Genomic DNA, 23581 nt, shown 5'->3' on the forward strand with positions numbered 1-23581 from the left:
GAGCGGCAGACGAAAGCCACACCCAAGCACAGCGCCCGTAAGCACGAAGGGATCGAAGAGGAACGATGAAATCGCAGGAAATTGCACGCCGGTGGGTCGACTACTTTGAGTCGAAGGGCCACACCGCGGTTCCCAGCGCCTCGCTGGTCTCCTCCGACCCGTCGTTGCTGTTCACCGTCGCCGGCATGGTGCCGTTCATTCCGTACCTGACCGCCCGCGAGGAACCGCCCTACAGCCGCGCCACCTCGGTCCAGAAGTGCATCCGCACCGGTGACATCGAAGAAGTTGGCAAGACCGTGCGCCACGGCACCTTCTTCCAGATGGCCGGCAACTTCTCCTTCGGCGACTACTTCAAGGAAGGCGCGATCTCCTACGCCTGGGAGCTGCTGACCAGCTCCGTCGCGGACGGGGGCTTCGGCCTGCCGGCCGAGAAGCTGTGGATCACGGTTTACCACGAGGACACCGAGGCGCTGGAGATCTGGCGCGACAAGATCGGCATCCCGGCCGAGCGCATCCAGAAGATGGGCATGGAGGACAACTACTGGTCCACCGGCCAGCCCGGCCCCGCCGGCCCCTGCTCGGAAATCTTCTACGACCGTGGACCCGAGTACGGCATCGAGGGCGGCCCGGAGGCCGACGACACCCGCTACATCGAGATCTGGAACCTCGTGTTCATGCAGTACCAGCGCGGCGAGGGCACCGGCAAGGACAGCTTCGAGATCCTGGGCGAACTGCCCAAGAAGAACATCGACACCGGCCTGGGCCTCGAGCGCCTGGCGATGATCCTGCAGGGCGTCGAGAACATGTACGAGACCGACCAGGTCCGTCCCGTGCTTGACAAGGCAGCCGAGCTTTCCGGCAAGACCTACACCTCCACCGAGGACCCGGCGGACCCGAACCACGCCGACGACGTGCGCATGCGCATGGTCGCCGACCACATCCGCTCCTCGCTGATGCTGATCTCCGATGGCGTCTCCCCGGGCAACGAGGGCCGCGGCTACGTGCTGCGCCGCCTGATTCGCCGCGCCGTGCGCGCCATGCGCCTGATGGGCGTGGAAACCGCGGTCCTCCCCGAGCTGCTCCCGGCCTCGCGCGACGCCATGAAGGGCGTCTACCCGATCGTCGAAACCGACTTCGAGCGCATCGCCCGCATCGCCTACGCCGAGGAGCGCGCCTTCCTGCGCACCATCGCCTCGGGCACCACGCGCCTGGAAGAAGCACTGCAGGTCTCCAAGTCCAAGGGCGGATCGCTCTCCGGCGAGGACGCCTTCGCGCTGCACGACACCTACGGCTTCCCGATCGACCTCACCCTGGAAATCGCCGCCGAGGCGGGCCTGGCCGTCGACGAGCCCAAGTTCCGCGAGCTGATGAACGAACAGCGCACCCGCGCCCAGAAGGACGCCAAGGCCAAGAAGGCCGGCCACGCCGACCTGACCGTCTTCACTCAGCTGCACGAGCGCGGCGACGTCATCTTCACCGGCTACGAGGAACTCACCAGCGAATCCACCGTGCGCGGCATCGTGCACAACGGGTCCCTGGTCGAGGTGGCCGAACAGGGCCAGCAGATCGAGCTGGTCCTCAACGAGACCCCGTTCTACGCCGAGGCAGGCGGCCAGGCGGGCGACGTCGGATTGATCACCGGCGACGGCTTCGTGCTCGAGGTCCTCGACGTCCAGGCGCCGATCCGCGGGCTGAACGTCCACCAGGCCATCGTGCGCGAGGGCGAACTGCCCTCCGGCGCCACGGTGCTGGCCGAGGTCGACCGGCAGCGCCGCCATTCCGGGGAGCAGGCGCACTCCGCCACCCACCTGGTCCATGCCGCACTCCACGAGATCCTGGGCCCCGACGCCCTGCAGTCGGGTTCCTTCAACAAGGCCGGCTACCTGCGCTTTGACTTCTCCTGGTCCGAGGCACTTTCCAATGCGGCCCGGAACGAGATCGAAGAGGTCGTGAACCTGGCCATCCGCAACAACCACCAGGTGAACACCAACGTCATGCCGCTGGCCGAGGCACGCGCCATGGGCGCCATGAGCCTGTTCGGCGAGAAGTACGGCAACACCGTGCGGATGGTCGAGATCAACGACGCCTGGAGCCGCGAGCTCTGCGGCGGCACCCACGTGGGCGCCACCGCACAGATCGGGTCCCTCACCCTGCTGGGCGAGGCCTCGGTGGGCTCGGGCAACCGACGCGTCGAGGCCCTGGTCGGCATGGAGGCATTCCGCCACGGGGCGGCCGAGCGCGCCCTGGTCTCCGAACTCTCCTCGATGTTCAAGGTCCCGGCCGCACAGCTCAACGAGCGCATTTCCGACACCGTGGCGCGGCTTCGCACCGCCGAAAAGGAAATCGAGAAGCTCCGCGGCGCGCAACTTGCTGCCCAGGCCGGTGCCCTGGTGGCCAAGGCCCGCGACATCAACGGGATCAAGGTCCTGGCCCACGACGCCGGCGAGGTTCCCTCGGCCGACGCGCTGCGCACCCTTGCCCTGGACCTGCGCGACCGCCTGGGTTCCGAGGCGTCCACCGTCGCACTTGCCGGTGCGTCCAACGGCCGCCCGCTGGTCCTGGTTGCCACCAACGACGCCGCCCGCACCAAGGGTGCCAAGGCCGGCGCCCTGGTGCGCACCGCGGCGAAGATCCTGGGCGGCGGAGGCGGCGGCAAGGACGACGTGGCACAGGGCGGCGGCCAGGACGCCACCAAGACCGCCGAGGCCCTTGAAGCCATGGTCCGTTCGATCCAGGAGCTGTCATAGCCTCGGCGTCCGGGTCCTTGGCGCCAACCCCGCGTCCCGGGGTGCTGCTTGGCGTCGACGTGGGCATGGCCCGCGTCGGCGTCGCGGCCAGCGACCGCGACGGGGTGTTGGCCACCCCGGTCAAAACGCTGAAACGCGATGTGAAGAAGTCCAGTGACATTTCCGTTCTGGTGAAGCTGGCCGCCGAGCGCGAGGCAGCGCAGATCTATGTCGGCCTGCCGCGCTCGATGTCGGGCGGGGAAACTGCCTCAACCACCATGGCCCGGGATTATGCCCGTGACTTGGCTAATGCACTTCTGCGCACCGGATCGGACGTGGAGGTGCGACTGGTGGACGAGCGACTGACCACCGTCAGCGCCCATCGTTCGCTGCACGATGCCGGACTGGACGGGCGCAAGCACCGTGCGGTGGTTGACCAGGTCGCTGCCGTGGAGATTCTCCAGCAGGTGCTCGAAATGCGCGGCAATGGCCAGGTTTCGCCCGGCCAGCTCGCGGCCCCTGGCGTCGACGGGCCAGGCGATGACGACTGAGGCGGGACGATCCGCCGACGCCGGCAGGAAACCCGGGAGCCCCGACGCCCCCGATGCACTGCCCTGCGACCCCGCTTTGGGTTACGATCGCATGAGATCTGAATCGGCTGAAGAAGTGGGCCCGCGTCGCCCCTCGGCTACTACGTTGCCTGCGGGCAAGGGAGAAAACCGCATGACTAACGAATCGTCCATCGATTCTCCGCGCCACGAATCCGGGGTTTCGCCCCGGCGTGCCGCCCGTGCCGCGCGCGAAAATGCAGAGCGCACCCGCAGCGAGGCGCAGCCCCCGGCTCCGGAAGCCGCCCACGGGCAGTCCGCCGCCCCCGACCCGGCCTTGCCGGAGCGTCCCTCCGCCGCCGAGGCGGCCAAGGAGGCGGCGGAACTCAAGGCCGCCGCGGCGGCAGAGGATGCCCGCGTCGCAGCGGAGGATGCCCGCATCCAGGCGGAGGGGGAGCGCACCAAGGCACTCGACGCCGCCCAACGAGCCCGCACCCAGAGCGCCCAACGTGCGCGCAAGGAAGCCATTGAGGCCCAGCGCGCCGCGGCCGAACGCGTTCGCCAGACCCTTCGGGCCAACGCCGCCCCGCTTCGCGACAGGTCGGCCGCCGCCCGAAGCGCGGTCACCCCCGATACAGCCACCGCTGCACCGCAGGCGCCGGACCGCAATCCGGTGCGGCCCGCCGCGAACACGCCCGTTGACCGCGATGCCCCCCGGGCAGGGAACGCCGGCCAAGCCGTCTCCGCGGTCCCCGACGCCACCCCGGCCCAGGTGTCCTCACCGGCAGGTGCCCGGTCCGTGCCGCCGGCCCCGTCCAAGCCGCCGGTAGTGAAGGCGGCCTACGCCCCTGCGGAATCGGCACCAGAGACAATGGACGGGACAATCGGCGGTGGTGCGGATTCCGCCGCGACACCTTCCGACGCCCTCCCGGGCCAGGCGCCCACCGGGCATTCCCCGGCCCCGCCGGCAACGGTGCGCGGCCATCAACCGCCGGCCGCAGCCGATGCACGGGCCACCGCGGTCACCAACGCCGACGAAGCCCGCCACCATGGCTCCGAGCAACTTTCCACGGACCTTCACGAGGGGCCACCTGCCCATCCGACGGAGCCGCACGGGTCGCTGGAACGCCAAAACCTGTTCCTGACCTCCACCTCGTCAAACCTGCAGGCCCGCAGGGCACGGCGTCGCCGGCGCAACTGGATCGTGCTGGCGGTGCTCTTGGGCTTCTGCGCAGTCATCTTCGGCATCGTGATCTCGCTCCAGGGCCTGATGGACCGAGTGAGCCCCCGGGACTTCCCGGCACCCGGCGGCGAGGCCGTCACCTTCGAGGTGAAATCCGGTTGGGGTGCCCAGCAAATCGGGCGCGAGCTCGAGAGCCGGGAGATCGTGGCCAGCGACAAGCTGTTCCTCGAGGCCATCCAATTGGTGGAGACAGAGAGCCGCGAGATCCATCCCGGCACCTACGAGCTGCGCCGCGAAATGCCCGCCCTGTCCGCGGCGGAGATCCTGATCGGCGAGCCCGCCGCCAAGGTGTCCTACGTGGCCATCAAGCAAAACACCCGCATGAACCAGGTACTGGAAGAAATCTCCACGGCCACCGGCCTGTCCTCCATTGAACTCGGGGCCCTCGCCGAGGATCCCGAGGCCTTCGGCCTCAACCCCGAGATCCCGAACCTGGAAGGCTACCTGCACCCGGGAGAATACCGTTTCCCGCTGGACGTCGATGCCACCACGGTGCTCAAGACCCTGGTCGATGCGACACTCAAGACGCTGGGGGACAACGGCGTCACCGACGCGGACCAGCAGTACCACGTGCTGCAGGTCGCCTCGATCCTGCAGGCCGAGGCCCGCCAGAACGACTACGGCACCGTGGCCGGTGCGCTGGAGAACCGCCTGCACCCCAGCAACACCGAGACCAACGGACTGCTGCAGGTCGACTCGGCGGTGATCTACGGGCTGGACAGGTACACCCTGCAGATCAGCGAAAAGGAAAAGAAGGACGCCGGCAACGCGTACAACACCTACGTGCACAAGGGCCTGCCGCCGACGCCGATCGGCTCCCCGGGCGATCCCGCGATCAAGGCCGCGGCGAACCCGGCGCCCAACGACTTCTACTACTGGGTCACGGTGGACACCAACAGCGGCCTGACGAAGTTCGCCAAGACCTACGCCGAGCACCGCGTGAACCAGAACGAATTCCGCGCCTGGTGCGCCGCCAACACGGACGTCTGCAAGTGAGTGTCCCCGCGGCAACCCGCCGTGCCGCGGTGCTGGGCCACCCGATCGGGCACTCCCGCTCGCCGCTGCTGCACGGGGCCGCCTACCGCGCGCTGGGCGTGGACATCGACTACAGCGCGATCGACATGCTCCCGGAGGATGCGGCATCCTTTGCCGCCCGGCTGCGCACCGAACCCGGCTGGGTCGGCGTCTCGGTCACCATGCCGCTGAAGGCGGCGCTGATCCCGCACCTGGACGCCCTCTCCGAGCGCGTGCAGCGCCTGGGCGCCCTGAACACCGTGGTGGTGGAGCACGTCGCCGGATCCGTCCGGCTGACCGGGCACAACACCGACGTCGACGGGATCGTGCGCGCACTCCAGGAGGCGCTGCCCGCGCGCCGCGGGAGCACCGCGCCGCGGGAGCGCCGCGCCGCGATCCTGGGCGCGGGCAACACGGCCCTCGCCGCGCTGGAGGCCTGCTCCCTGCTGGGCCTCACGCACGTGGACCTGGCGGTCCGCAACGCGGCACGCGCAGAGCCGGCCCTGGCCCTGGCGCGGACGCTCGGCCTGGCCTGCGCCGCCGTGGAGGTATCGGCGGCGGCCGGGCGGCTGGCAGACTACGAGGTCGTCATCTCGACGCTTCCCGCGCATGCAGCCGACGAACTCATCGGCCCCCTGGGCCTGGACCGGGCAACCGGGATCCCGGCGCCCGGGGCGGTGCTGCTGGATGTCGCCTACGACCCCTGGCCCTCGGCGATCGCAACGGCCTGGGAGTCCTTTGGCGGCACCGTGGTGTCGGGAATGTCGATGCTGGTGCACCAGGGCGTGGAGCAGGTCAAGTACTTTTCAGGAATTCAGGACGCCGACTGGCGCCACGTCACAAATGTGATGTGCGACGCAGTGGGGCTATCCCGGCCCTAATCGGAGCGCGGGTACATGGCAGGATGGAGTACATGTTGCGTTGGTTGACGGCGGGCGAATCACACGGCCCCGCATTGGTTGGAATTATCGAGGGACTGCCCGCGGGCATTGCCATCTCTTCACAGGATGTGCGCGATGCCCTCGCACGCCGGCGCCTGGGCTACGGCCGCGGTGCGCGGATGAAGTTCGAGCAGGACCAGGTGTCCTTCATGGGCGGGGTGCGCCACGGGATCACCCAGGGCGGCCCGGTGGCCATCGAGGTGGGAAACACCGAGTGGCCCAAATGGGAAAAGGTCATGAACCCCGACGCGGTGGACCCCGAGGAACTGGCCTCGATGGCGCGCAACGCGCCGCTGACCCGCCCGCGCCCCGGACACGCCGACTTCACCGGCATGCAGAAGTACGGCTTCGACGACGCCCGCCCGGTCCTGGAGCGCGCCTCGGCCCGCGAGACCGCCGCCCGCGTGGCGCTGGGCTCGGTGGCGGCGAACTTCCTGGCCCAGCTGGGCGTCGAGCTGGTCTCCCACACCGTCTCGGTCGGCACCGTCGCCTCCCCGGAGAATTCGCCGCTGCCGCGCGCGGCCGACGTGCGCGCGCTGGACGCCGATCCGCTGCGCTGCTTTGACGCGGACACCTCCGAGGCCATGGTCGCCGAGGTCGACGCCGCCCACAAGGAGGGGGAGACCCTCGGCGGCATCGTCGAGGTGCTGGCCTACAACCTGCCCCCGGGCCTGGGCTCCTACGTGCACTGGGACCGCCGCCTCGACGCGCGCCTTGCCGGTGCCCTCATGGGCATCCAGGCGATCAAGGGCGTGGAGGTCGGCGACGGCTTCCTGACCGCCTCGCGCCGCGGATCCGCCGCCCACGACGAGATCGTGCGCGGCGAGGACGGGGTCATCGACCGCTCGGGCAACAAGGCCGGCGGCATCGAGGGCGGCATGAGCATCGGGGACGTGCTGCGCGTGCGTGCGGCCATGAAGCCGATCGCCACCGTCCCGCGCGCCCTGCGCACCATCGACACCGCCACCGGCGAGGCGACCACCGCGCACCACCAGCGCTCGGATGTCTGTGCGGTCCCGGCCGCCGGCGTGGTCGCCGAGGCCATGGTCGCCCTGGTGCTGGCCCAGGCCATGCTGGAGAAGTTCGGCGGCGACTCGCTCGGCGAGGTCAAGCGGAACCTGGAGAACTACCTTTCGGCCATCCCCGGGAACCTGGGGTCGGTCCGCCTTCCATGAGCACCCCGATCTTCCTGATCGGGCCGATGGCCAGCGGCAAGAGCGCCGTCGGCGCGCTCCTGGCGCGCCTGCTGGGCACGACCCTGATCGACACCGATGCGATCGTTGTCGCGGCCAACGGCCCGATCCCGGACATCTTTGCCGCCCACGGCGAGGAAGGTTTCCGCCGCTTCGAGGCCCGCGCGCTGGCCGAGGCCGTGCGCCCGGCTCCCGGGAACGATCCCGGGGCGTCCCCTGCCGCCCCGGCGGTCGTGGCCACCGGGGGAGGTGCGGTGCTTTCGGCAGCAAACCGCGAGGTCATCGCCTCCGGATTCAGCGTCTACCTGCTCACAGACGCCGCCACCGTCGCCCCGCGCATCGGGGGCGACACGACCCGGCCGCTGCTCGGCGGCACGCCGATGGAATCGTGGTGCCGCATCTTTTCCGAGCGCAGCGGGCTCTACGAGGCGACCGCGACGTTGACCATCGACACACGGGGGCTGACGGCGGAGGAAATTGCCGAGTCAATCCTCACTGCCTACCGTGATGCCGGACACTGAAACACCATCTGGGAGGCCGAAACACGTAGGCTTAAGTTCGGCGAGGGGCGCATTGGCGCGCCCCGAGCATGGCTAGAAGTCACCGGCGAAGACCGGTTGGCGCGTTTTCACTCACGCACCGAGGACCCACTGCAACACCGCGCAAGCGGGTTTCGGCCCCGGCGCGCTACGCAGCACTTTGGAGGATCCAACGATGAACCCAGCACCCACGACGATTCAGGTCACCGGCTCGGCTCCCGCCGAGAACTACGAGGTGATCGTGGGCAACGGCCTGCTGGGCCGCCTTCCCGGCCTGCTGGGCGAGCGCGTCAAGAAGGTGCTCATCATCCACCCCCGCGCCCTGCGCGCCACCGGCGACATCGTCAAGGACGACCTTGAGGCCGCCGGCTACACCGCGCTGAGCGCCGAGATCCCCGACGCCGAGGAAGGCAAGCACATCGAGGTCGCCTCCTTCTGCTGGCAGGTGCTGGGCAAGAACGACTTCACCCGCTCCGACGCCATCGTGGCGGTGGGCGGCGGCGCCGTCACCGACCTGGCCGGCTTCGTCGCAGCGACGTGGCTGCGCGGCACCAAGGTCATCCACATCCCCACCTCCCTGCTGGGCATGGTCGATGCCGCCGTCGGCGGCAAGACCGGGATCAACACCGCCGAGGGCAAGAACCTTGTCGGCGCCTTCTTCCCGCCGGCAGGGGTGCTGGTGGACCTGGACACGCTTTCCACGCTCCCCAAGAACGAACTGGTCACCGGCCTGGCAGAGGTCGTGAAGTGCGGTTTCATCGCCGACGAGCGCATCCTCGAGCTCATCGAAGAGGACCCGGCCGACGCGACCGACGCCACCTCCCCGCGCCTGCGCGAACTCATCGAGCGCGCCATCGCGGTCAAGGCCAAGGTCGTCTCCAACGACCTGCGCGAATCCGGGGAGCGCGAGTTCCTGAACTACGGGCACACCCTGGCCCACGCCATCGAGCTGGCCGAACGCTACTCGATGCGCCACGGCGCCGCGGTGTCCATCGGCATGGCCTTCGCCGCGGAGCTGGGCCGCAGCGTCGGGCGCACCTCCGACGAGGTCGCGGACCGCCACCTTTCCATCCTCAAGACCCTGGGCCTGCCCACCACCTACCGCGGGGACCGCTGGCAGACCCTGCTCGACGGCATGCGCCGGGACAAGAAGACCCGCGGGGACCTGTTGCGCTTCGTGGTGCTCGACGGCATCGGGCGGCCCCGCATGCTCGACGTGCCCGACACCTCCCTCTTGTTCGCCGCCTACCAGGAGATCGCAGAATGAGCACCGCCACGCACCTGACGCACACCGAGGCCCTGTTGCAGGTGCCGGCCGGCGGCCTGGCCAGCGCCCCGCGGCAGAACATCGAGTCCGGGATCCCCGGGGTGCGGCTGAACCCCACCCTGATGCGCCACGAGATCTCCGACGCCGAACTGGCCGAGGAGACCCTGCGCACCGGCGACCCCAGCTCCCAGGTGGTGGTGCTGCTGGCCAAGGGCGAGCTGCGCGCGGCCAGCGAGCTGGTCGCCGAGACCCGCTTCATCGACCCGCAGAACTTCGCGATGCGCGTGCTTGACACCTCGCTGACCCGCGCCGCGGGGGACGCACCTCGGGCCATCAACCGGCTGCGCGCCCTGCTGACCGAGTTCAAGGACACCGAGCACGAGGCCATCCTGCAACAGCACCTGGGCTTCGCCTACGTGGAGAGCGGGGACCTGCTGGCCGCGGCCAACCGCTTCCGCAAGGCCCTTGACCTGCGCACCGCCGCGGACGCCGACGCCCACCTGGTCGAGTCCTCGCGCGCCTGCCTGGAATCGGTGCTGGAGCACACCGCGACCGGGACGGCCGACGCCCCGCATCCGGCGGCCGTGAACGCGGCGGCGCAGCACCCGGCCACCGCGCCGATCGAGCTGCAGCACCCCGCGGGCGGCTGACGCGCGAGGCGTCCGGCAGATCACCATCGCGGGGAAACCCGCAGTGCGCACACGTGCGCTAAACTTAGTCTTGGATTTTTGACAACACGCCTGAGGGAGGCCGCCCACGCGGCGGCCTCCGTCCGCCGGCGCCTCGTGCGCATCGCGGGCCCCCGGCGACATACGGAAGAAGAGTAGATCGTGGCATCAACCACCGACATCAAGAACGGACAGGTCCTCAAGATCGAGGGCCAGCTCTGGACCATCATTGACTTCCAGCACGTGAAGCCGGGCAAGGGCGGCGCCTTCGTGCGCACCAAGATGCGCAACGTGCTCACCGGCAAGGTCGTCGACAAGACGTACAACGCCGGCGCCAAGATCGAGACCGCCACCGTTGACCGCCGCGACTACCAGTACCTGTACCAGGACGGCGAAGACTTCGTGTTCATGGACCTGAGCGACTACGACCAGATCACCGTTCCGGGCACCGTCGTGGGCGACCAGGCCGGCTACATGCTCGAAAGCCAGAACGCCACCATCGCCATGCACGAGGGCTCGCCGCTGTACATCGAGCTGCCGGCCTCCGTGGTGCTGGAAATCACCTACACCGAGCCGGGCCTGCAGGGCGACCGCTCCTCCGCCGGCACCAAGCCCGCCACGCTGGAAACCGGCGTGGAGATCCAGGTGCCGCTGTTCGTCGAGCAGAACACCAAGGTCAAGGTCGACACCCGCACCGGCGATTACCTGGGGCGTGTCTCCTAGTGAGCGCACGCGCCAAGGCCCGCCGCCGGGCACTTGACATCCTTTTTGAAGCCGAACAACGCGATGTCTCGCCCCTGGCGGCCATGCGTTTGCGCCGTGAAGCCACGGACATCACCATCAACGAGTACACCGTCACCCTCATCGAGGGCGTCATGGGCGAGCTGGACCGGATCGACGAGATCCTCTCCTCCTACTCCAAGGGCTGGACCCTGGAGCGCATGCCCGCCGTGGACCGCACCGCACTGCGGATCGGCACCTGGGAGTTGTTGTACAACGACGACGTCCCGGACGGCGTTGCCGTGGCCGAGGCCGTCGCCCTGGTCCGCGAGCTGTCCACCGACGAGTCCCCGGAGTTCGTCAACGGGCTGCTCGGACGCGTCCAGCAGATGAAGCCGACGCTGCTGGCCTAGCAGCGCCGCTTCCCTTCACCGCCGGCCGGCGGGGTCCCCGATCACCCGGGCTCCCCGCCGGCCGCGGTGCGTTAACGGACCGGGCGCCGGGTGCCCGCGGCCCCGGCGGGGGACCGTCGGCGTGGGCGGACCCCGTGCGGGGTGAAATGTGCCACACTGTGTGCTTGGGCCACGGAAACCGGCAGCTGCTTGGTTCTGTTCCCGGAATCACTCGCGTTCGCCACGATCTGAGGAGAAACCGTTGAATTGGCTTGACCGCTCCCGCTCCCTGGCCCCTCCGGGCTTCAACCGCTGGCTGATCCCCCCTGCCGCGCTGGCGGTGCACCTGTGCATCGGCCAGGCCTACGCGACCAGCGTCTACAAGTCCGCGCTCATTGGGCACTTCGAGGTCTCGCAAACCGCCATCGGGGTGATCTTCTCCATCGCCATCGTGATGCTGGGCCTCTCCGCGGCCTTCATGGGCACCTGGGTGGAGCGCAGCGGGCCGCGCAAGTCGATGTTTGTCGCCGCCACCTTCTGGGGCGCGGGATTCCTGGTCGGCGCCGCCGGGATCTTCACCGGCCAGCTGTGGCTGCTCTACCTGGGCTACGGCTTCATCGGCGGCATCGGGCTGGGCATCGGCTACATCTCCCCGGTCTCCACGCTGATGAAGTGGTTCCCGGACCGCCCGGGCATGGCCACGGGCATGGCGATCATGGGCTTCGGCGGCGGGGCGCTGATCGCCTCCCCGATGTCCACCGCGCTGCTCAAGGCCTTCGACGGGTTCGACCCGCTCACCGACGGCGCCGACTGGATCGCCTCGGGCACCTCGGTCGGCAAGCTCTTCCTCACCCTGGGCGTGGTCTACTTCCTGGTGATGATGTACGGGGTGGCCAACATCCGCGTCCCGGCACCTGGCTGGAAGCCCCGCGGCTGGGACGAGACGAAGACCAGGTCCTCCGCCATGGTCACCACCGCCCACGTCTCGGCGGCCAACGCCATCAAGACGCGCAGCTTCTGGCTGCTCTGGGCCGCGCTGTTCCTCAATGTCACCGCCGGAATCGGCATCCTGGAGCAGGCCTCGCCGATGATCCAGGACTTCTTCCGCGGCGCCGACGGGAACTCCGCGGTCAACGCCGCGGTGGCCGCCGGCTTCGTGGGCATGCTCTCCATCGGCAACATGGCCGGGCGCTTTGTCTGGTCAAGCACCTCGGACGTGATCGGGCGCAAGCGGATCTACATGGTCTACCTGGGCATCGGCGCGCTGTTCTACGTGGTGCTGGCCTTCCTCGGCGGCGGCTCGATGCTGCTCTTCGTGGCCATGGCCGTGGTGATCATCAGCTTCTACGGAGGATCCTTCGCCACCGCGCCGGCCTACCTCAAGGACCTGTTCGGCACCTTCCAGGTCGGCGCGATCCACGGCCGACTGCTCACCGCCTGGTCCGCGGCCGGCATCGCCGGGCCGCTGATCGTCAACGGGCTGCTGGACGCCCAGGGCAAGCCCGGCACGATGGTCGCGGGCAACTACCTGCCGGTGCTGCTGACGATGGTGGTGCTGCTGGTCATCGGCTTCGTCGCCACCACCATGATCAGGCCCGTTGACGCACGATTCCACGAGCCGGAGGAAGAACTTGCCTCCGCCACCCCGAAGGGACACTAGATGCGCGCGCAACAGCCCGAATCGGGCGGCACAACGGACGTACCGGTGAACCCGGCCGTGGGCAGGCTGGTCTTTGGCTGGCTGCTGGTCGGCGCGCCGCTGGCCTACGGGGTCATCACCACCCTGTCCCGCGTGGGCCAGCTCTTCCAGTAGCCGGACCGCGTCGCGGACCCCGGGCGGGCCCGGGACGCGGGCCTGCGGCTAGAGCCCGGTGAGCAGCTGTGCCCGCTGCCGGTGCGACTGGTGCAGCAGCGCGGCCTCCCGGGCCACATCGGCCCCGGTTCCGTGGCCCGCGACGATGCGCTGACGCACCGCGGCAAGGTTCATGGCGGTCGTGGTGAACTGCTTCATCTGCCGCCCGCGGCCGATGCCGGCGGCCCAGCGCCGGGCGCGGCGCCGCCCGGCCCGCGTGGCGAACATCGCCACCTCCGCGTCGGTGAACCAGCCGGCCCCCCGGTAGTCGGCCAGGCGCTGCTCGGCGAGCCTCCGCTCGCCGCGCTGCAGCAGGATCACGGCGATGACCGCGGCGATGAACAGTGGCACCTGCAGCAGGAAGTAGAAGCTCAGGAAGTCGTTGAAGAAGATGCCCACCCCGCCGTTCCACAAAAAGTGCCCGACAATCGCCGGGACCAGGCCCAGCCCGAGGTAGATCGGCCAGCGCCCGCGCCTGCCCGCGGCGGCGCACAGCCCCAGCGCAAAACCCGTCCATGCGGTGAACATCACGTGCGCGAAGGGGGAGAAGAGCCCGCGCAGCACGAAGACGGTCGCCAGTTCGCCCGGCGCCCCCGGATCGGCGTAGCTGGACCCGAAGTAGAGGATGTTCTCGGTGAACGCGAAGCCGGCGCCGACGATGCCGCCGTAGACGATCCCGTCGATGGGCCCGTCGAAGTGGGCGCGGTTGATCCAGAAGACCAGCAGCACACCGGCGCCCTTGGCCAGCTCCTCCACGATCGGCGCCTGCACGACGGCGCCGAAGAGGTCCATCTCCAGCCCGCCGGCCGGATCGAAGAACAGCTCCATGAACACGTCGCCGACCAGCAGCGACCCGGCGACCGAGGCGCCGGCGCCCCAGAGCAGGCCCAGCGCCAGCAGCGCGCGCGGCTCCGGGTCCCAACGGTCCACCCAGCGCAGCCCCAGCAGGCACAGCGCCAGCGGGACCATGGCCAGGGCGCCGAGCCACAGCACCGTGCCGGAGCCGAAGACCCCGGAGAGGAACCACGCGACCCCCAGCAGCACCGCGGTGCAGAGCACCAGTGCCAGGGTCACGATGCCGCCCGTGCGGGAGGCCGGGCCCGGGGCCGCACCACCGGTCCACGGGTCCAGCGGTGCGGTGTTCGGGGAGGGCTGCGGGGGCTGTGAGGTAACGCGCATGTCTCAAATCCTACGTGGCGGACGCCCTGTGCTAATTTTGATGGAGCAAGCAACCTTTAAATTCCGTCCAGTGAGGCGGGGAAGGAGGCCGCACATGAGCAACGAGCAGAACCATGCCCGTGCCACAGCGCCCGTCAGTGCCCGGATTGTCCTCTCCAGCGAAGACATCGACCGCGTCATCACCCGCATCGCCCACGAAATCATCGAGGCGAACAAGGGAACGGCGGACCTGGTGCTCCTGGGCATCCCCTCCCGCGGCTTCCCCCTGGCCCAGCGCCTCGCGCAGCGCATCGCCGCCACCGAACCCGGACTTGACGCCGCCGCAATCACCGGACAGCTCGACGTGACGATGTACCGCGACGACCTGCGCCACTCCACCACCCGCACCCCGGTGCCCACCCGCCTTCCGGCCGGCGGCATCGACGGCAAGGTCGTGGTGCTGGTCGATGACGTGCTGTATTCCGGGCGCACCATTCGCGCCGCCCTCGACGCCATTGCCGACCTGGGCCGCCCGCGCATCGTCCGCCTGGCAGTCCTGGTCGACCGCGGCCACCGCGAACTTCCCATCCGCGCCGACCATGTCGGCAAGAACCTTCCCACCGCCACCACCGAAAAGGTGCGCGTGCACCTTTCCGAGGTCGACGGGGAAAACAACAACGAGGTCGTCATCGAGGCCCACGCATGAAACACCTGCTCTCCACCGTTGACCTCTCGCGCGCCGACGCGATCCGGATCCTTGACATCGCCGAGGAAATGGCGGCCGTGGGCACCCGCGAGGTCAAGAAGCTTCCGGCGCTGCGCGGCCGCACCGTGGTCAACCTCTTCTTCGAGGACTCCACCCGCACCCGCATCTCCTTCGAGGCCGCGGCCAAGCGGCTGAGCGCCGACGTGATCAACTTCTCCGCCAAGGGCTCCTCGGTCTCCAAGGGCGAGTCGCTCAAGGACACCGCGCAGACCCTGCAGGCCATCGGTGCGGACGCGGTGGTCATCCGTCACGGCGCCTCCGGGGCCCCGGCACGCCTGGCCGCCACCGACTGGATCGACGCGCCGGTGGTCAACGCCGGGGACGGCACCCACGAACATCCCACCCAGGCGTTGCTTGACGCGTTCACGCTGCGCGCCCACTGGTCCAGGGTCCGCGGGGAGGCCTCGCTCGGGGCCGACCTTTCCGGCATGAAGGTCGCCATCGTCGGGGACATCCTGCACTCGCGGGTCGCCCGCTCCAACCTCTGGCTGCTGCGCACCCTGGGCGCCGAGGTCACCATGGTGGCCCCGCCGACCCTGCTGCCGCATGGCTCGTCCGCCTGGCCCTGCACCATCAGCTACGACCTGGATGCCACGCTGGCCACCGGCGTCGACGCGGTGATGATGCTCCGCGTGCAGGGCGAGCGGATGCACGATTCCTTCTTCCCCAACACCCGCGAGTACTCGCGGCTCTGGGGATTCGACGACGCCCGGCTGGCGGCGCTGGACGCGCAGCCCGGGACCGAGACCATCATCATGCACCCGGGCCCGATGAACCGCGGCCTGGAAATCTCCTCGGCCGCCGCCGACTCGCCCCGCTCCACCGTGCTGGCCCAGGTGGCCAACGGCGTCGCGGTGCGCATGGCCGTGCTCTACCTACTGCTATCGGGGGACCAGCAGCGTCCCGCCGGCCTCTAAAGAACTTGTCAAGAAACGGGAGCCAATCCTCATGAGCACCACCAACAACGCCTACCTCATCCGCGGCGCCAGGCCGCTGGGCACCGAGGCCAGCGACATCCTGGTCCTGGACGGCAAGATCGCCGCCCTCGGCGCGGACGCCGCCACGCACGCAGCCGCCGCCGACGCCACCCTCATCGAGGCCGCCGGCCAGATCGCCCTGCCGGGCATGGTCGACATCCACACCCACCTGCGCGAACCGGGCCGCGAGGACGCCGAGACCGTGGAAACCGGAACCCGCGCCGCCGCGCTGGGCGGCTTCACCGCCGTGCACGCGATGGCCAACTCCAACCCCGTGGCGGACACCGCCGGGGTCGTGGAGCAGGTCTGGTCCCTGGGGCGGCGCTCCGGCTGGGTCGACGTGCGCCCGGTCGGCGCGGTCACCGTCGGGCTGTCCGGCGAACAGATGAGCGAGATCGGCGCGATGGCCGATTCCCGTGCACAGGTCCGCGTCTTCTCCGACGACGGCATCTGCGTCTTTGACCCGCTGATCATGCGCCGCGCGCTGGAATACGTGAAAGCGTTCGACGGCGTCGTCGCCCAGCACGCCCAGGAACCCCGCCTCACCGAGGGCGCCCAGATGAACGAGGGCGAGGTCTCCGCGGTGCTCGGCCTGGCCGGCTGGCCGGCAGTGGCCGAGGAATCGATCATCGCCCGCGACGTGCTGTTGGCCGAACACGTCGGCTCCCGCCTGCACGTCTGCCACGTCTCCACCGCCGGGAGCGTCGAGATCATCCGCTGGGCCAAGTCCCGCGGCGTGAACGTCACCGCCGAGGTCACCCCGCACCACCTGCTGCTGACCGACGAACTGGTCAAGAGCTACGACCCGGTCTACAAGGTCAACCCGCCGCTGCGCGCCGAGGCCGACGTGATGGCGCTGCGCGCCGGACTTGCCGACGGCACCATCGACGTCATCGGCACCGACCACGCCCCGCACCCCTCCGAGGCCAAGGAATGCGAGTGGGCCGCCGCGGCCATGGGCATGACCGGGCTGGAAACCGCGCTCTCGGTGGTGCAGCACACCATGATCGAGACCGGGCTGATCACCTGGGCCGACTTCGCGCGCATCACCTCCAGCGCCCCGGCCGCCATCGGCCGCGTGGAAGACCAGGGCCGCGAACTCGCGGTCGGCGAGCCGGCCAATATCACCCTGGTGGACGCCGAGGCACGCTGGGTCGTGGACCCCTTCGCGATGGCCACCAAGGGGCGGAACTCCCCGTTCAAGGGCCTCGAGCTGCCGGGCAAGGTCACCACCGTGTTCTTCCACGGCCACCCCACGGTGCTGGGCGGAGAGCTGAACACCCCGCGCATCACCGAGGCAGCCTGATGGGACAGTACACCGCAGCGGTGGCCACCACCCTGGCGATCATCGTGCTGATGGTGGCGCTGATCCTGCTGGGCTGGCGCAACCGCCTGCGCCGCCAGGCCTCGGTGCCCGCACCGGTCCCGGTCCCGGTGGACGCCGACGGCGCGCCGGCACTCGGCGCGCCGCTGGGGGAGAGTGCCGAGGGAGTGTACGTGTGCACCACCACCGCCGGCGACTGGCTTGACCGGATCGCCGCGCACCGCCTGGGCATCCGGACCAACGCGGACCTGTCCGTCCACGCCGCAGGGGTGCTGCTGGCCCGGCACGGCGCGCCCGACCTCTTCATCCCCGCCGCGGACCTTGCCGCCGTCTCCCGCTCCAGCGGCATGGCCGGGAAGTTCGTGGAGAAGGACGGCCTGCTGGTGATCAGCTGGATGCTGGGCACCCAGGCCGTGGACACCGGATTCCGCCCCCGCTACCACCAAGAACTCCCGGACCTCGCCGCGCGCATCGCCGCGCTGGCAGGCACCGGAACCAACGACACGCAACCACCCGCCGAAACAAAGGAAAACCAGTGACAGCAGTACAGGGAACCGAGCAAGCCCTCTTGGTGCTCGAAGACGGACGGGTTTTCCGCGGCCGTAGCTACGGCGCGATCGGCACCGCCCTGGGCGAGGCGGTCTTCTCCACCGGCATGTCCGGCTACCAGGAGACCCTCACCGACCCCTCCTACGCGCGCCAGATCATCGTGCAGACCTTCCCGCACATCGGCAACACCGGGGTCAACGACGACGACGCCGAATCGACGCGCATCTGGGCCGCCGGCTACGTGGTCCGCGACGCCGCGCGACGCCCGTCGAACTGGCGCGCCCAGCGGTCCCTCGACGAGGAACTGCGGGCCTACGAGGTCGTGGGCATCCAGCAGGTCGACACCCGCGCCCTGACCCGCCACCTGCGCGACCGCGGCGCCATGAAGTCGGGCATCTTCTCCGGCGAGGCAGCCACGGCAAGCGTCGAGGAACTGGTGAAGGCGGTGAACGCCCAGCCGTCCATGGAGGGGCAGAACCTCTCCGCGCTGGTCTCCACCAGCGAGGCCTACACTGTCGAGCCGAAGGACCACGGCTTCACCGGCGAGGTGGAATACTCCATCGCCGCGATCGACCTGGGCATCAAGGCGATGACCCCGCAGCGCTTCGCCGAGCGCGGGGTGCGCGTGCACGTGCTGCCCCACAACGCCACCTTCGCCGAGATCACCGCCCTGGACGCAGACGGCGTGTTCATCTCCAACGGCCCCGGCGACCCGGCCACCGCCGCCACGCAGGTCGAGCTGGTCCGCCAGGTGCTCGACGCGCGGATCCCGTACTTCGGCATCTGCTTCGGCAACCAGATCCTGGGCCGCGCCCTGGGCTACGGCACCTACAAGCTGCGCTTCGGCCACCGCGGCATCAACCAGCCGGTGCTGGACAAGGCCACCGGCAAGGTGGAGATCACCAGCCAGAACCACGGCTTCGCCGTCGACGCACCCCGCGAGGGCGCCGCGAACGCCCCGCTGGAGCGCTTCGGCCGCGTCGAGGTGTCCCACATCTCGCTCAACGACTCCGTCGTCGAGGGCCTGGCCTGCCTGGACATCCCCGCCTTCTCGGTGCAGTACCACCCCGAGGCGGCCTCCGGTCCGCACGACGCCAGCCACCTGTTCGACAGGTTCATCACCAACATGCGCGCGGCCAAGAACACCGCCGCCACCGCATCCACCCAGGGAGAGAAGTAATGCCTAAGCGCGAAGACCTCAAGTCGGTCCTGGTCATCGGCTCCGGGCCGATCGTCATCGGCCAGGCGGCCGAATTCGACTACTCCGGCACCCAGGCGCTGCGGGTGCTCAAGGAGGAGGGCCTGCGGGTCATCCTGGTCAACTCCAACCCGGCCACCATCATGACCGACCCGGAGTTCGCCGACGCCACCTACGTCGAGCCGATCACCCCGGAGGTCGTGGAGAAGATCATCGCCAAGGAGCGCCCCGACGCGATCCTGCCGACCCTGGGCGGCCAGACCGCCCTGAACACCGCCATCGCCCTGGACAAGGCCGGCGTGCTGGAAAAGTACAACGTCGAGCTGATCGGCGCGAACATCGAGGCCATCGAACTCGGCGAGGACCGCGAGAAGTTCAAGGGCGTCGTGGAGCGCTGCGGCGCCGAATCCGCCAAGTCGGTCATCGTGCACACCATGGAGCAGGCCTTCGCCGCCGTCGAGGAACTGAACTACCCCGTGGTGGTGCGCCCCTCCTTCACCATGGGCGGGCTGGGCTCGGGCATGGCGTACAACGCCGAGGACCTGCGCCGCATCGCCGGCGCCGGCCTGCAGTACTCGCCGACCACCGAGGTGCTCCTGGAGGAGTCGATCCTGGGCTGGAAGGAGTACGAGCTGGAAATGATGCGCGACAAGAACGACAACGTCGTGGTCATCTGCTCCATCGAGAACTTCGACCCCGTGGGCGTGCACACCGGCGACTCGATCACCGTGGCCCCGGCCATGACGCTGACCGACCGCGAGTACCAGCGCCTGCGCGACATCTCCATCGCGGTCATCCGCGAGGTCGGCGTTGACACCGGCGGCTGCAACATCCAGTTCGCCATCGAGCCTGACACCGGGCGCATCGTGGTCATCGAGATGAACCCGCGCGTCTCCCGCTCCTCCGCGCTGGCCTCCAAGGCCACCGGCTTCGCCATCGCGAAGATCGCCACCAAGCTCTCGCTGGGCTACACGCTGGACGAGATCCCCAACGACATCACGCTCAAGACCCCCGCGGCCTTCGAGCCGGCCCTGGACTACGTCGTGGTCAAGGTCCCGCGCTTCGCCTTCGAGAAGTTCCCGGCGGCCGACGCGACGCTGACCACCACCATGAAGTCCGTCGGCGAGGCGATGGCCATCGGCCGCAACTTCACTGAGGCCCTGCAGAAGGCCCTGCGCTCCCTGGAGCAGAAGGGGTCCGAGATCGCGTTCAACAAGCCGATGGACTTCGAGATCGAGCAGCTGCTCGAGGACTCGGTCAAGGGCTCCACCGAGCGCCTGTACAACGTGCAGCGCGCGCTGCTCGGCGGCGCATCCATCGAGCAGGTCTTCGAGAAGACCGCCATCGACCCGTGGTACCTGGACCAGCTGGTGCTGATCAACGAGACCGCCGCGATGATCCGCTCCAACCCGGACCTCAACGAAGACGTGTTGCGCGAGGCCAAGCGCCACGGCTTCTCCGACGCGCAGATCGCCAAGCTGACCAACAAGACCGAGGCGGTGGTGCGCGGGATCCGCCACGCGCTGGGCATCCGCCCGGTATTCAAGACCGTTGACACCTGCGCCGCCGAGTTCGAGGCCTTCACCCCGTACCACTACTCCTCCTACGACGAGGAGACCGAGGTCGCGCTGCACGAAAAGCCCTCGGTCATCATCCTGGGCTCGGGCCCGAACCGCATCGGCCAGGGCATCGAGTTCGACTACTCCTGCGTGCACGCCACCATGGCGCTGCGGGCCGCCGGCTACGAGACAGTCATGGTCAACTGCAACCCGGAAACCGTCTCCACCGACTACGACGTCTCCACCCGCCTGTACTTCGAGCCGCTGACGCTCGAGGACGTGCTGGAGGTCATCCACGCGGAGGAATCCACCGGCGGGGTCCTCGGCGTGTTCGTGCAGCTCGGCGGGCAGACCCCGCTGAAGCTGGCGCAGGAACTGGCCGACGCCGGCGTCCCGATCCTGGGCACTTCCCCGGAGGCCATCGACCTGGCCGAGCACCGCGGCGCCTTCCAGCGCGTGCTGGATGCCGGCGGGCTCATCGCCCCGAAGAACGGCACCGCCGTCTCCTTCGAGGAAGCCAAGCGCATCGCCGACGAGATCGGCTACCCGGTCCTGGTCCGCCCAAGCTACGTGCTGGGCGGCCGCGGCATGGAGATCGTGTACGACGAGGCCAACCTCGCCCGCTACATCACCAACGCCACCGAGATCACCGCCGACCACCCGGTGCTGGTTGACAGGTTCCTCGAGGACGCCATCGAGATCGACGTCGACGCCCTGTTCGACGGCACCGACCTCTACGTCGGCGGAATCATGGAGCACATCGAGGAGGCCGGCATCCACTCCGGCGACTCCGCCTGCGTGCTGCCCCCGATCACCCTGGGCCAGGACGTGCGCGACCGCGTGGTCGCCGCCACCCGCGCCATCGCCGAGGGCGTGGGCGTGCGCGGCCTGATCAACATCCAGTTCGCGCTGGCGTCCGATGTGCTCTACGTGATCGAGGCCAACCCGCGCGCCAGCCGCACCGTGCCGTTCACCTCCAAGGCCACCGGCGTGCAGCTGGCCAAGGCCGCGGCGATGATCGGCGTCGGGGTGTCCATCGCGCACCTGCGCTCCGTGCACCACATGCTGCCGGAGTCCGGCGACGGGGCCAACCTGCCCGAGGGCGCGCCGGTCTCGGTGAAGGAGGCAGTGCTTCCCTTCGCCCGCTTCCGCACCCCGGAGGGCAAGGTCGTCGACTCGCTGCTCGGCCCGGAAATGCGCTCCACCGGCGAGGTGATGGGCATCGACAAGTACTTCGACACCGCCTTCGCCAAGTCCCAGGCCGCCGCGAACAACCCGCTGCCGACCAAGGGCAAGGTCTTCGTCTCGGTGGCCAACCGCGACAAGCGCTCCATCGTGATCCCGGTCAAGCACCTGGCCGACATCGGGTTCGAGATCGTCTCCACCGGCGGCACCGCCGAAGTGCTGCGCCGCAACGGCATCCCCTCCACCGTGGTCCGCAAGGTCCGCGAGGGATCGGTCGAGGGCGAGTCGAACATCGTGGATTTGATCACCGACGGGGAGATCGCCATGATCCTGAACACCCCCTCGGGCGGCGAGGCACGCGGGGACGGCTACGAGATCCGCGCCGCCGCCGTCTCGGTGGGCACCCCGATCATCACCACCGTCGCCGAATTCGGCGCCGCCATCCAGGCGATCGACGCGATGCGCCACTTCGAGTGGACCGTCACCTCGTTGCAGGAGCACGCCAAGACCCTGCAGGCCGCCGGCGTCGCCGAGGCCGAGGCCGCTGCGGCAGCCGCCGCGGTGACCAAGGACGGCGCCAATGCCTAGCGCGGAGGCACGGGCGGCCGCGGCGGCCGCCCGTGCGCCCTTCGGGCAGCGCCTGGCCGCCGCCATGGACGCGCACGGCCCGCTGTGCGTGGGCATCGACCCGCACCCCGGCCTGCTGGCTGCCTGGGGGCTGGAAGACGACGTGCACGGGCTGCGCAGCTTTTCGCTTTCCGTCGTGGAGGCCCTGGCCGGGCACGTCGCGGCACTGAAGCCGCAGGTGGCGCTGTACGAGCGCCACGGCTCGCGCGGCCTGGCGGTGCTGGAGGAAACCCTGGCGCTGTGCGCGGCCGGCCACGTCCTGTCGATCGCCGATGCCAAGCGCGGGGACATCGGCTCCACCATGGCCGCCTACGCGGATGCCTGGCTGGGGGAGGGCAGTCCGCTGGCCGCCGACGCCGTGACGCTGAGCCCCTACCTGGGCTACGAGTCGCTGCGCCCGGCCCTTGACCTCGCGGCGGCCACCGGCCGCGGCGTGTTCGTGCTGGGATTGACCTCCAACCCGGAAGGCAAGTCCGTGCAGCATGTCGGCGGCGCCGACTCCGTGGCCAGGGGCATCGTCGGCGCGGTCGCCGCGGAAAACGCCGGGGCGACCCCGTTCGGCTCCACCGGCCTGGTCATCGGCGCCACCGTGGGCGCGGCACTGGAGGAACTGGGCATCGACCTGGCCGCCTCCCACGCCCCGATCCTGGCGCCGGGGCTCGGCGCCCAGGGCGCCACGGGCGCGGACATGAAGGCGTCCTTCGGCGCGTTCTGGCCGCAGGTGCTCGGCACCTCCAGCCGCGACGTGCTCAAGGCGGGCCCCGACGCCGGGGCGCTGCGCGACGCCGCGGCCGCGACCCGGGACTCGCTGCTCTAGCCGGCGGGCCGGCGGGCACTGGTTTCCCGGTGCCATCCGAGGCCCCCGGCGCAACCCACGCGGGTCGCGCCGGGGGCCTCGTCGTCCCCACGCGGGCTCCCATGGGGAGCCCCGCAGCGGCCGGGGCGGGCCCGGACCGTCTCCCGGCCGGGCCCCCGACGCATCGGCGCATGTGGGGCCAGCATCCGCCCCAAACATGGATTGCGGGATGATCTTGCTTACACCCGCCGCCCCGCAACCTGCCCCATGACCGGAATTTGCCCCTCGTTCACGCATTACTGGTAGCCACAGCACGATTAACCATTGCATCGGGGCCCA

Annotated in this window: 20 protein-coding genes; 19 read left to right on the forward strand and 1 reads right to left on the reverse strand. The window is 69.6% G+C overall.

Annotated features, from left to right (window positions below):
* Positions 1 to 65: 65 nt before the first annotated feature.
* The 12 genes from alaS to AC6CHY_RS12805 all read left to right on the forward strand — a co-directional run bounded on the left by alaS (position 66) and on the right by AC6CHY_RS12805 (position 13064).
* Positions 66 to 2747 (forward strand): alanine--tRNA ligase, encoded by a 2682-nt coding sequence (gene alaS, locus AC6CHY_RS12750; RefSeq protein ID WP_498226949.1) that lies wholly within the window; start codon positions 66 to 68, stop codon positions 2745 to 2747.
* 65 nt (positions 2748 to 2812) lie between these two features.
* Complete coding sequence (gene ruvX, locus AC6CHY_RS12755; RefSeq protein WP_498226998.1) at positions 2813 to 3277, forward strand: Holliday junction resolvase RuvX; 465 nt, start codon at positions 2813 to 2815, stop codon at positions 3275 to 3277.
* A gap of 172 nt (positions 3278 to 3449) precedes the next feature.
* Positions 3450 to 5513, forward strand: a complete 2064-nt coding sequence (gene mltG / locus AC6CHY_RS12760) for an endolytic transglycosylase MltG (RefSeq protein WP_217387904.1) — start codon at positions 3450 to 3452, stop codon at positions 5511 to 5513.
* Entirely contained in the window at positions 5510 to 6412 is a 903-nt protein-coding gene (locus tag AC6CHY_RS12765) for a shikimate dehydrogenase family protein (RefSeq protein ID WP_498226951.1), read from the forward strand. Before mltG ends, AC6CHY_RS12765 begins: the two co-directional genes overlap by 4 nt.
* 32 nt (positions 6413 to 6444) lie before the next feature.
* Positions 6445 to 7647, forward strand: coding sequence for a chorismate synthase (aroC, locus tag AC6CHY_RS12770; RefSeq protein ID WP_217387906.1), 1203 nt, complete (start codon positions 6445 to 6447; stop codon positions 7645 to 7647).
* Positions 7644 to 8186 carry a shikimate kinase gene (locus AC6CHY_RS12775; RefSeq protein ID WP_217387907.1) on the forward strand — a complete coding sequence of 181 codons (543 nt, stop codon included), beginning with the start codon at positions 7644 to 7646 and terminating at the stop codon, positions 8184 to 8186. The genes aroC and AC6CHY_RS12775 overlap by 4 nt, the downstream gene beginning before the upstream one ends.
* Before the next feature lie 193 nt (positions 8187 to 8379).
* Positions 8380 to 9471 (forward strand): 3-dehydroquinate synthase, encoded by a 1092-nt coding sequence (aroB, locus tag AC6CHY_RS12780; RefSeq protein ID WP_217387908.1) that lies wholly within the window; start codon positions 8380 to 8382, stop codon positions 9469 to 9471.
* Positions 9468 to 10121, forward strand: a complete 654-nt coding sequence (locus tag AC6CHY_RS12785) for a hypothetical protein (protein ID WP_217387909.1) — start codon at positions 9468 to 9470, stop codon at positions 10119 to 10121. Before aroB ends, AC6CHY_RS12785 begins: the two co-directional genes overlap by 4 nt.
* Positions 10122 to 10301: 180 nt before the next feature.
* Positions 10302 to 10862, forward strand: a complete 561-nt coding sequence (gene efp, locus AC6CHY_RS12790; RefSeq protein ID WP_217387910.1) for an elongation factor P — start codon at positions 10302 to 10304, stop codon at positions 10860 to 10862.
* Positions 10862 to 11272, forward strand: coding sequence for a transcription antitermination factor NusB (gene nusB, locus AC6CHY_RS12795; RefSeq protein ID WP_217387911.1), 411 nt, complete (start codon positions 10862 to 10864; stop codon positions 11270 to 11272). The genes efp and nusB overlap by 1 nt, the downstream gene beginning before the upstream one ends.
* A gap of 241 nt (positions 11273 to 11513) precedes the next feature.
* Positions 11514 to 12911, forward strand: coding sequence for an OFA family MFS transporter (locus tag AC6CHY_RS12800; RefSeq protein WP_498226952.1), 1398 nt, complete (start codon positions 11514 to 11516; stop codon positions 12909 to 12911).
* Positions 12912 to 13064: an MFS transporter small subunit gene (locus tag AC6CHY_RS12805; RefSeq protein WP_217387913.1), complete on the forward strand. Its 153-nt coding sequence runs from the start codon at positions 12912 to 12914 to the stop codon at positions 13062 to 13064.
* Positions 13065 to 13112: 48 nt separating this feature from the next.
* Here AC6CHY_RS12805 and AC6CHY_RS12810 read toward each other — a convergent pair whose 3' ends face one another.
* A complete protein-coding gene (locus AC6CHY_RS12810) occupies positions 13113 to 14282 on the reverse strand; it encodes a PrsW family intramembrane metalloprotease (RefSeq protein WP_217387914.1) in 1170 nt (389 codons plus the stop codon).
* Positions 14283 to 14376: 94 nt separating this feature from the next.
* Here AC6CHY_RS12810 and pyrR point away from each other — a divergent pair, with 94 nt between their 5' ends.
* The 7 genes from pyrR to pyrF are packed head-to-tail and all read left to right on the forward strand — an operon-like array spanning position 14377 to position 23263.
* Positions 14377 to 14967, forward strand: a complete 591-nt coding sequence (pyrR, locus tag AC6CHY_RS12815; RefSeq protein WP_217387915.1) for a bifunctional pyr operon transcriptional regulator/uracil phosphoribosyltransferase PyrR — start codon at positions 14377 to 14379, stop codon at positions 14965 to 14967.
* Complete coding sequence (locus AC6CHY_RS12820; protein WP_217387916.1) at positions 14964 to 15944, forward strand: aspartate carbamoyltransferase catalytic subunit; 981 nt, start codon at positions 14964 to 14966, stop codon at positions 15942 to 15944. The genes pyrR and AC6CHY_RS12820 overlap by 4 nt, the downstream gene beginning before the upstream one ends.
* Positions 15945 to 15975: 31 nt before the next feature.
* The gene (locus AC6CHY_RS12825; protein WP_498226954.1) at positions 15976 to 17310 is read left to right on the forward strand and encodes a dihydroorotase; all 1335 of its coding nucleotides are present in this window, start codon (positions 15976 to 15978) and stop codon (positions 17308 to 17310) included.
* Entirely contained in the window at positions 17310 to 17867 is a 558-nt protein-coding gene (locus AC6CHY_RS12830; protein ID WP_498226955.1) for a PH-like domain-containing protein, read from the forward strand. Before AC6CHY_RS12825 ends, AC6CHY_RS12830 begins: the two co-directional genes overlap by 1 nt.
* Positions 17864 to 19057 carry a glutamine-hydrolyzing carbamoyl-phosphate synthase small subunit gene (carA, locus tag AC6CHY_RS12835; protein ID WP_217387919.1) on the forward strand — a complete coding sequence of 398 codons (1194 nt, stop codon included), beginning with the start codon at positions 17864 to 17866 and terminating at the stop codon, positions 19055 to 19057. Before AC6CHY_RS12830 ends, carA begins: the two co-directional genes overlap by 4 nt.
* Positions 19057 to 22407 (forward strand): carbamoyl-phosphate synthase large subunit, encoded by a 3351-nt coding sequence (gene carB / locus AC6CHY_RS12840; RefSeq protein ID WP_217387920.1) that lies wholly within the window; start codon positions 19057 to 19059, stop codon positions 22405 to 22407. The genes carA and carB overlap by 1 nt, the downstream gene beginning before the upstream one ends.
* Positions 22400 to 23263, forward strand: a complete 864-nt coding sequence (gene pyrF / locus AC6CHY_RS12845; protein ID WP_217387921.1) for an orotidine-5'-phosphate decarboxylase — start codon at positions 22400 to 22402, stop codon at positions 23261 to 23263. Before carB ends, pyrF begins: the two co-directional genes overlap by 8 nt.
* Positions 23264 to 23581: the final 318 nt, after the last annotated feature.

This window comes from Paeniglutamicibacter sp. GQ140 (genome assembly GCF_059759235.1).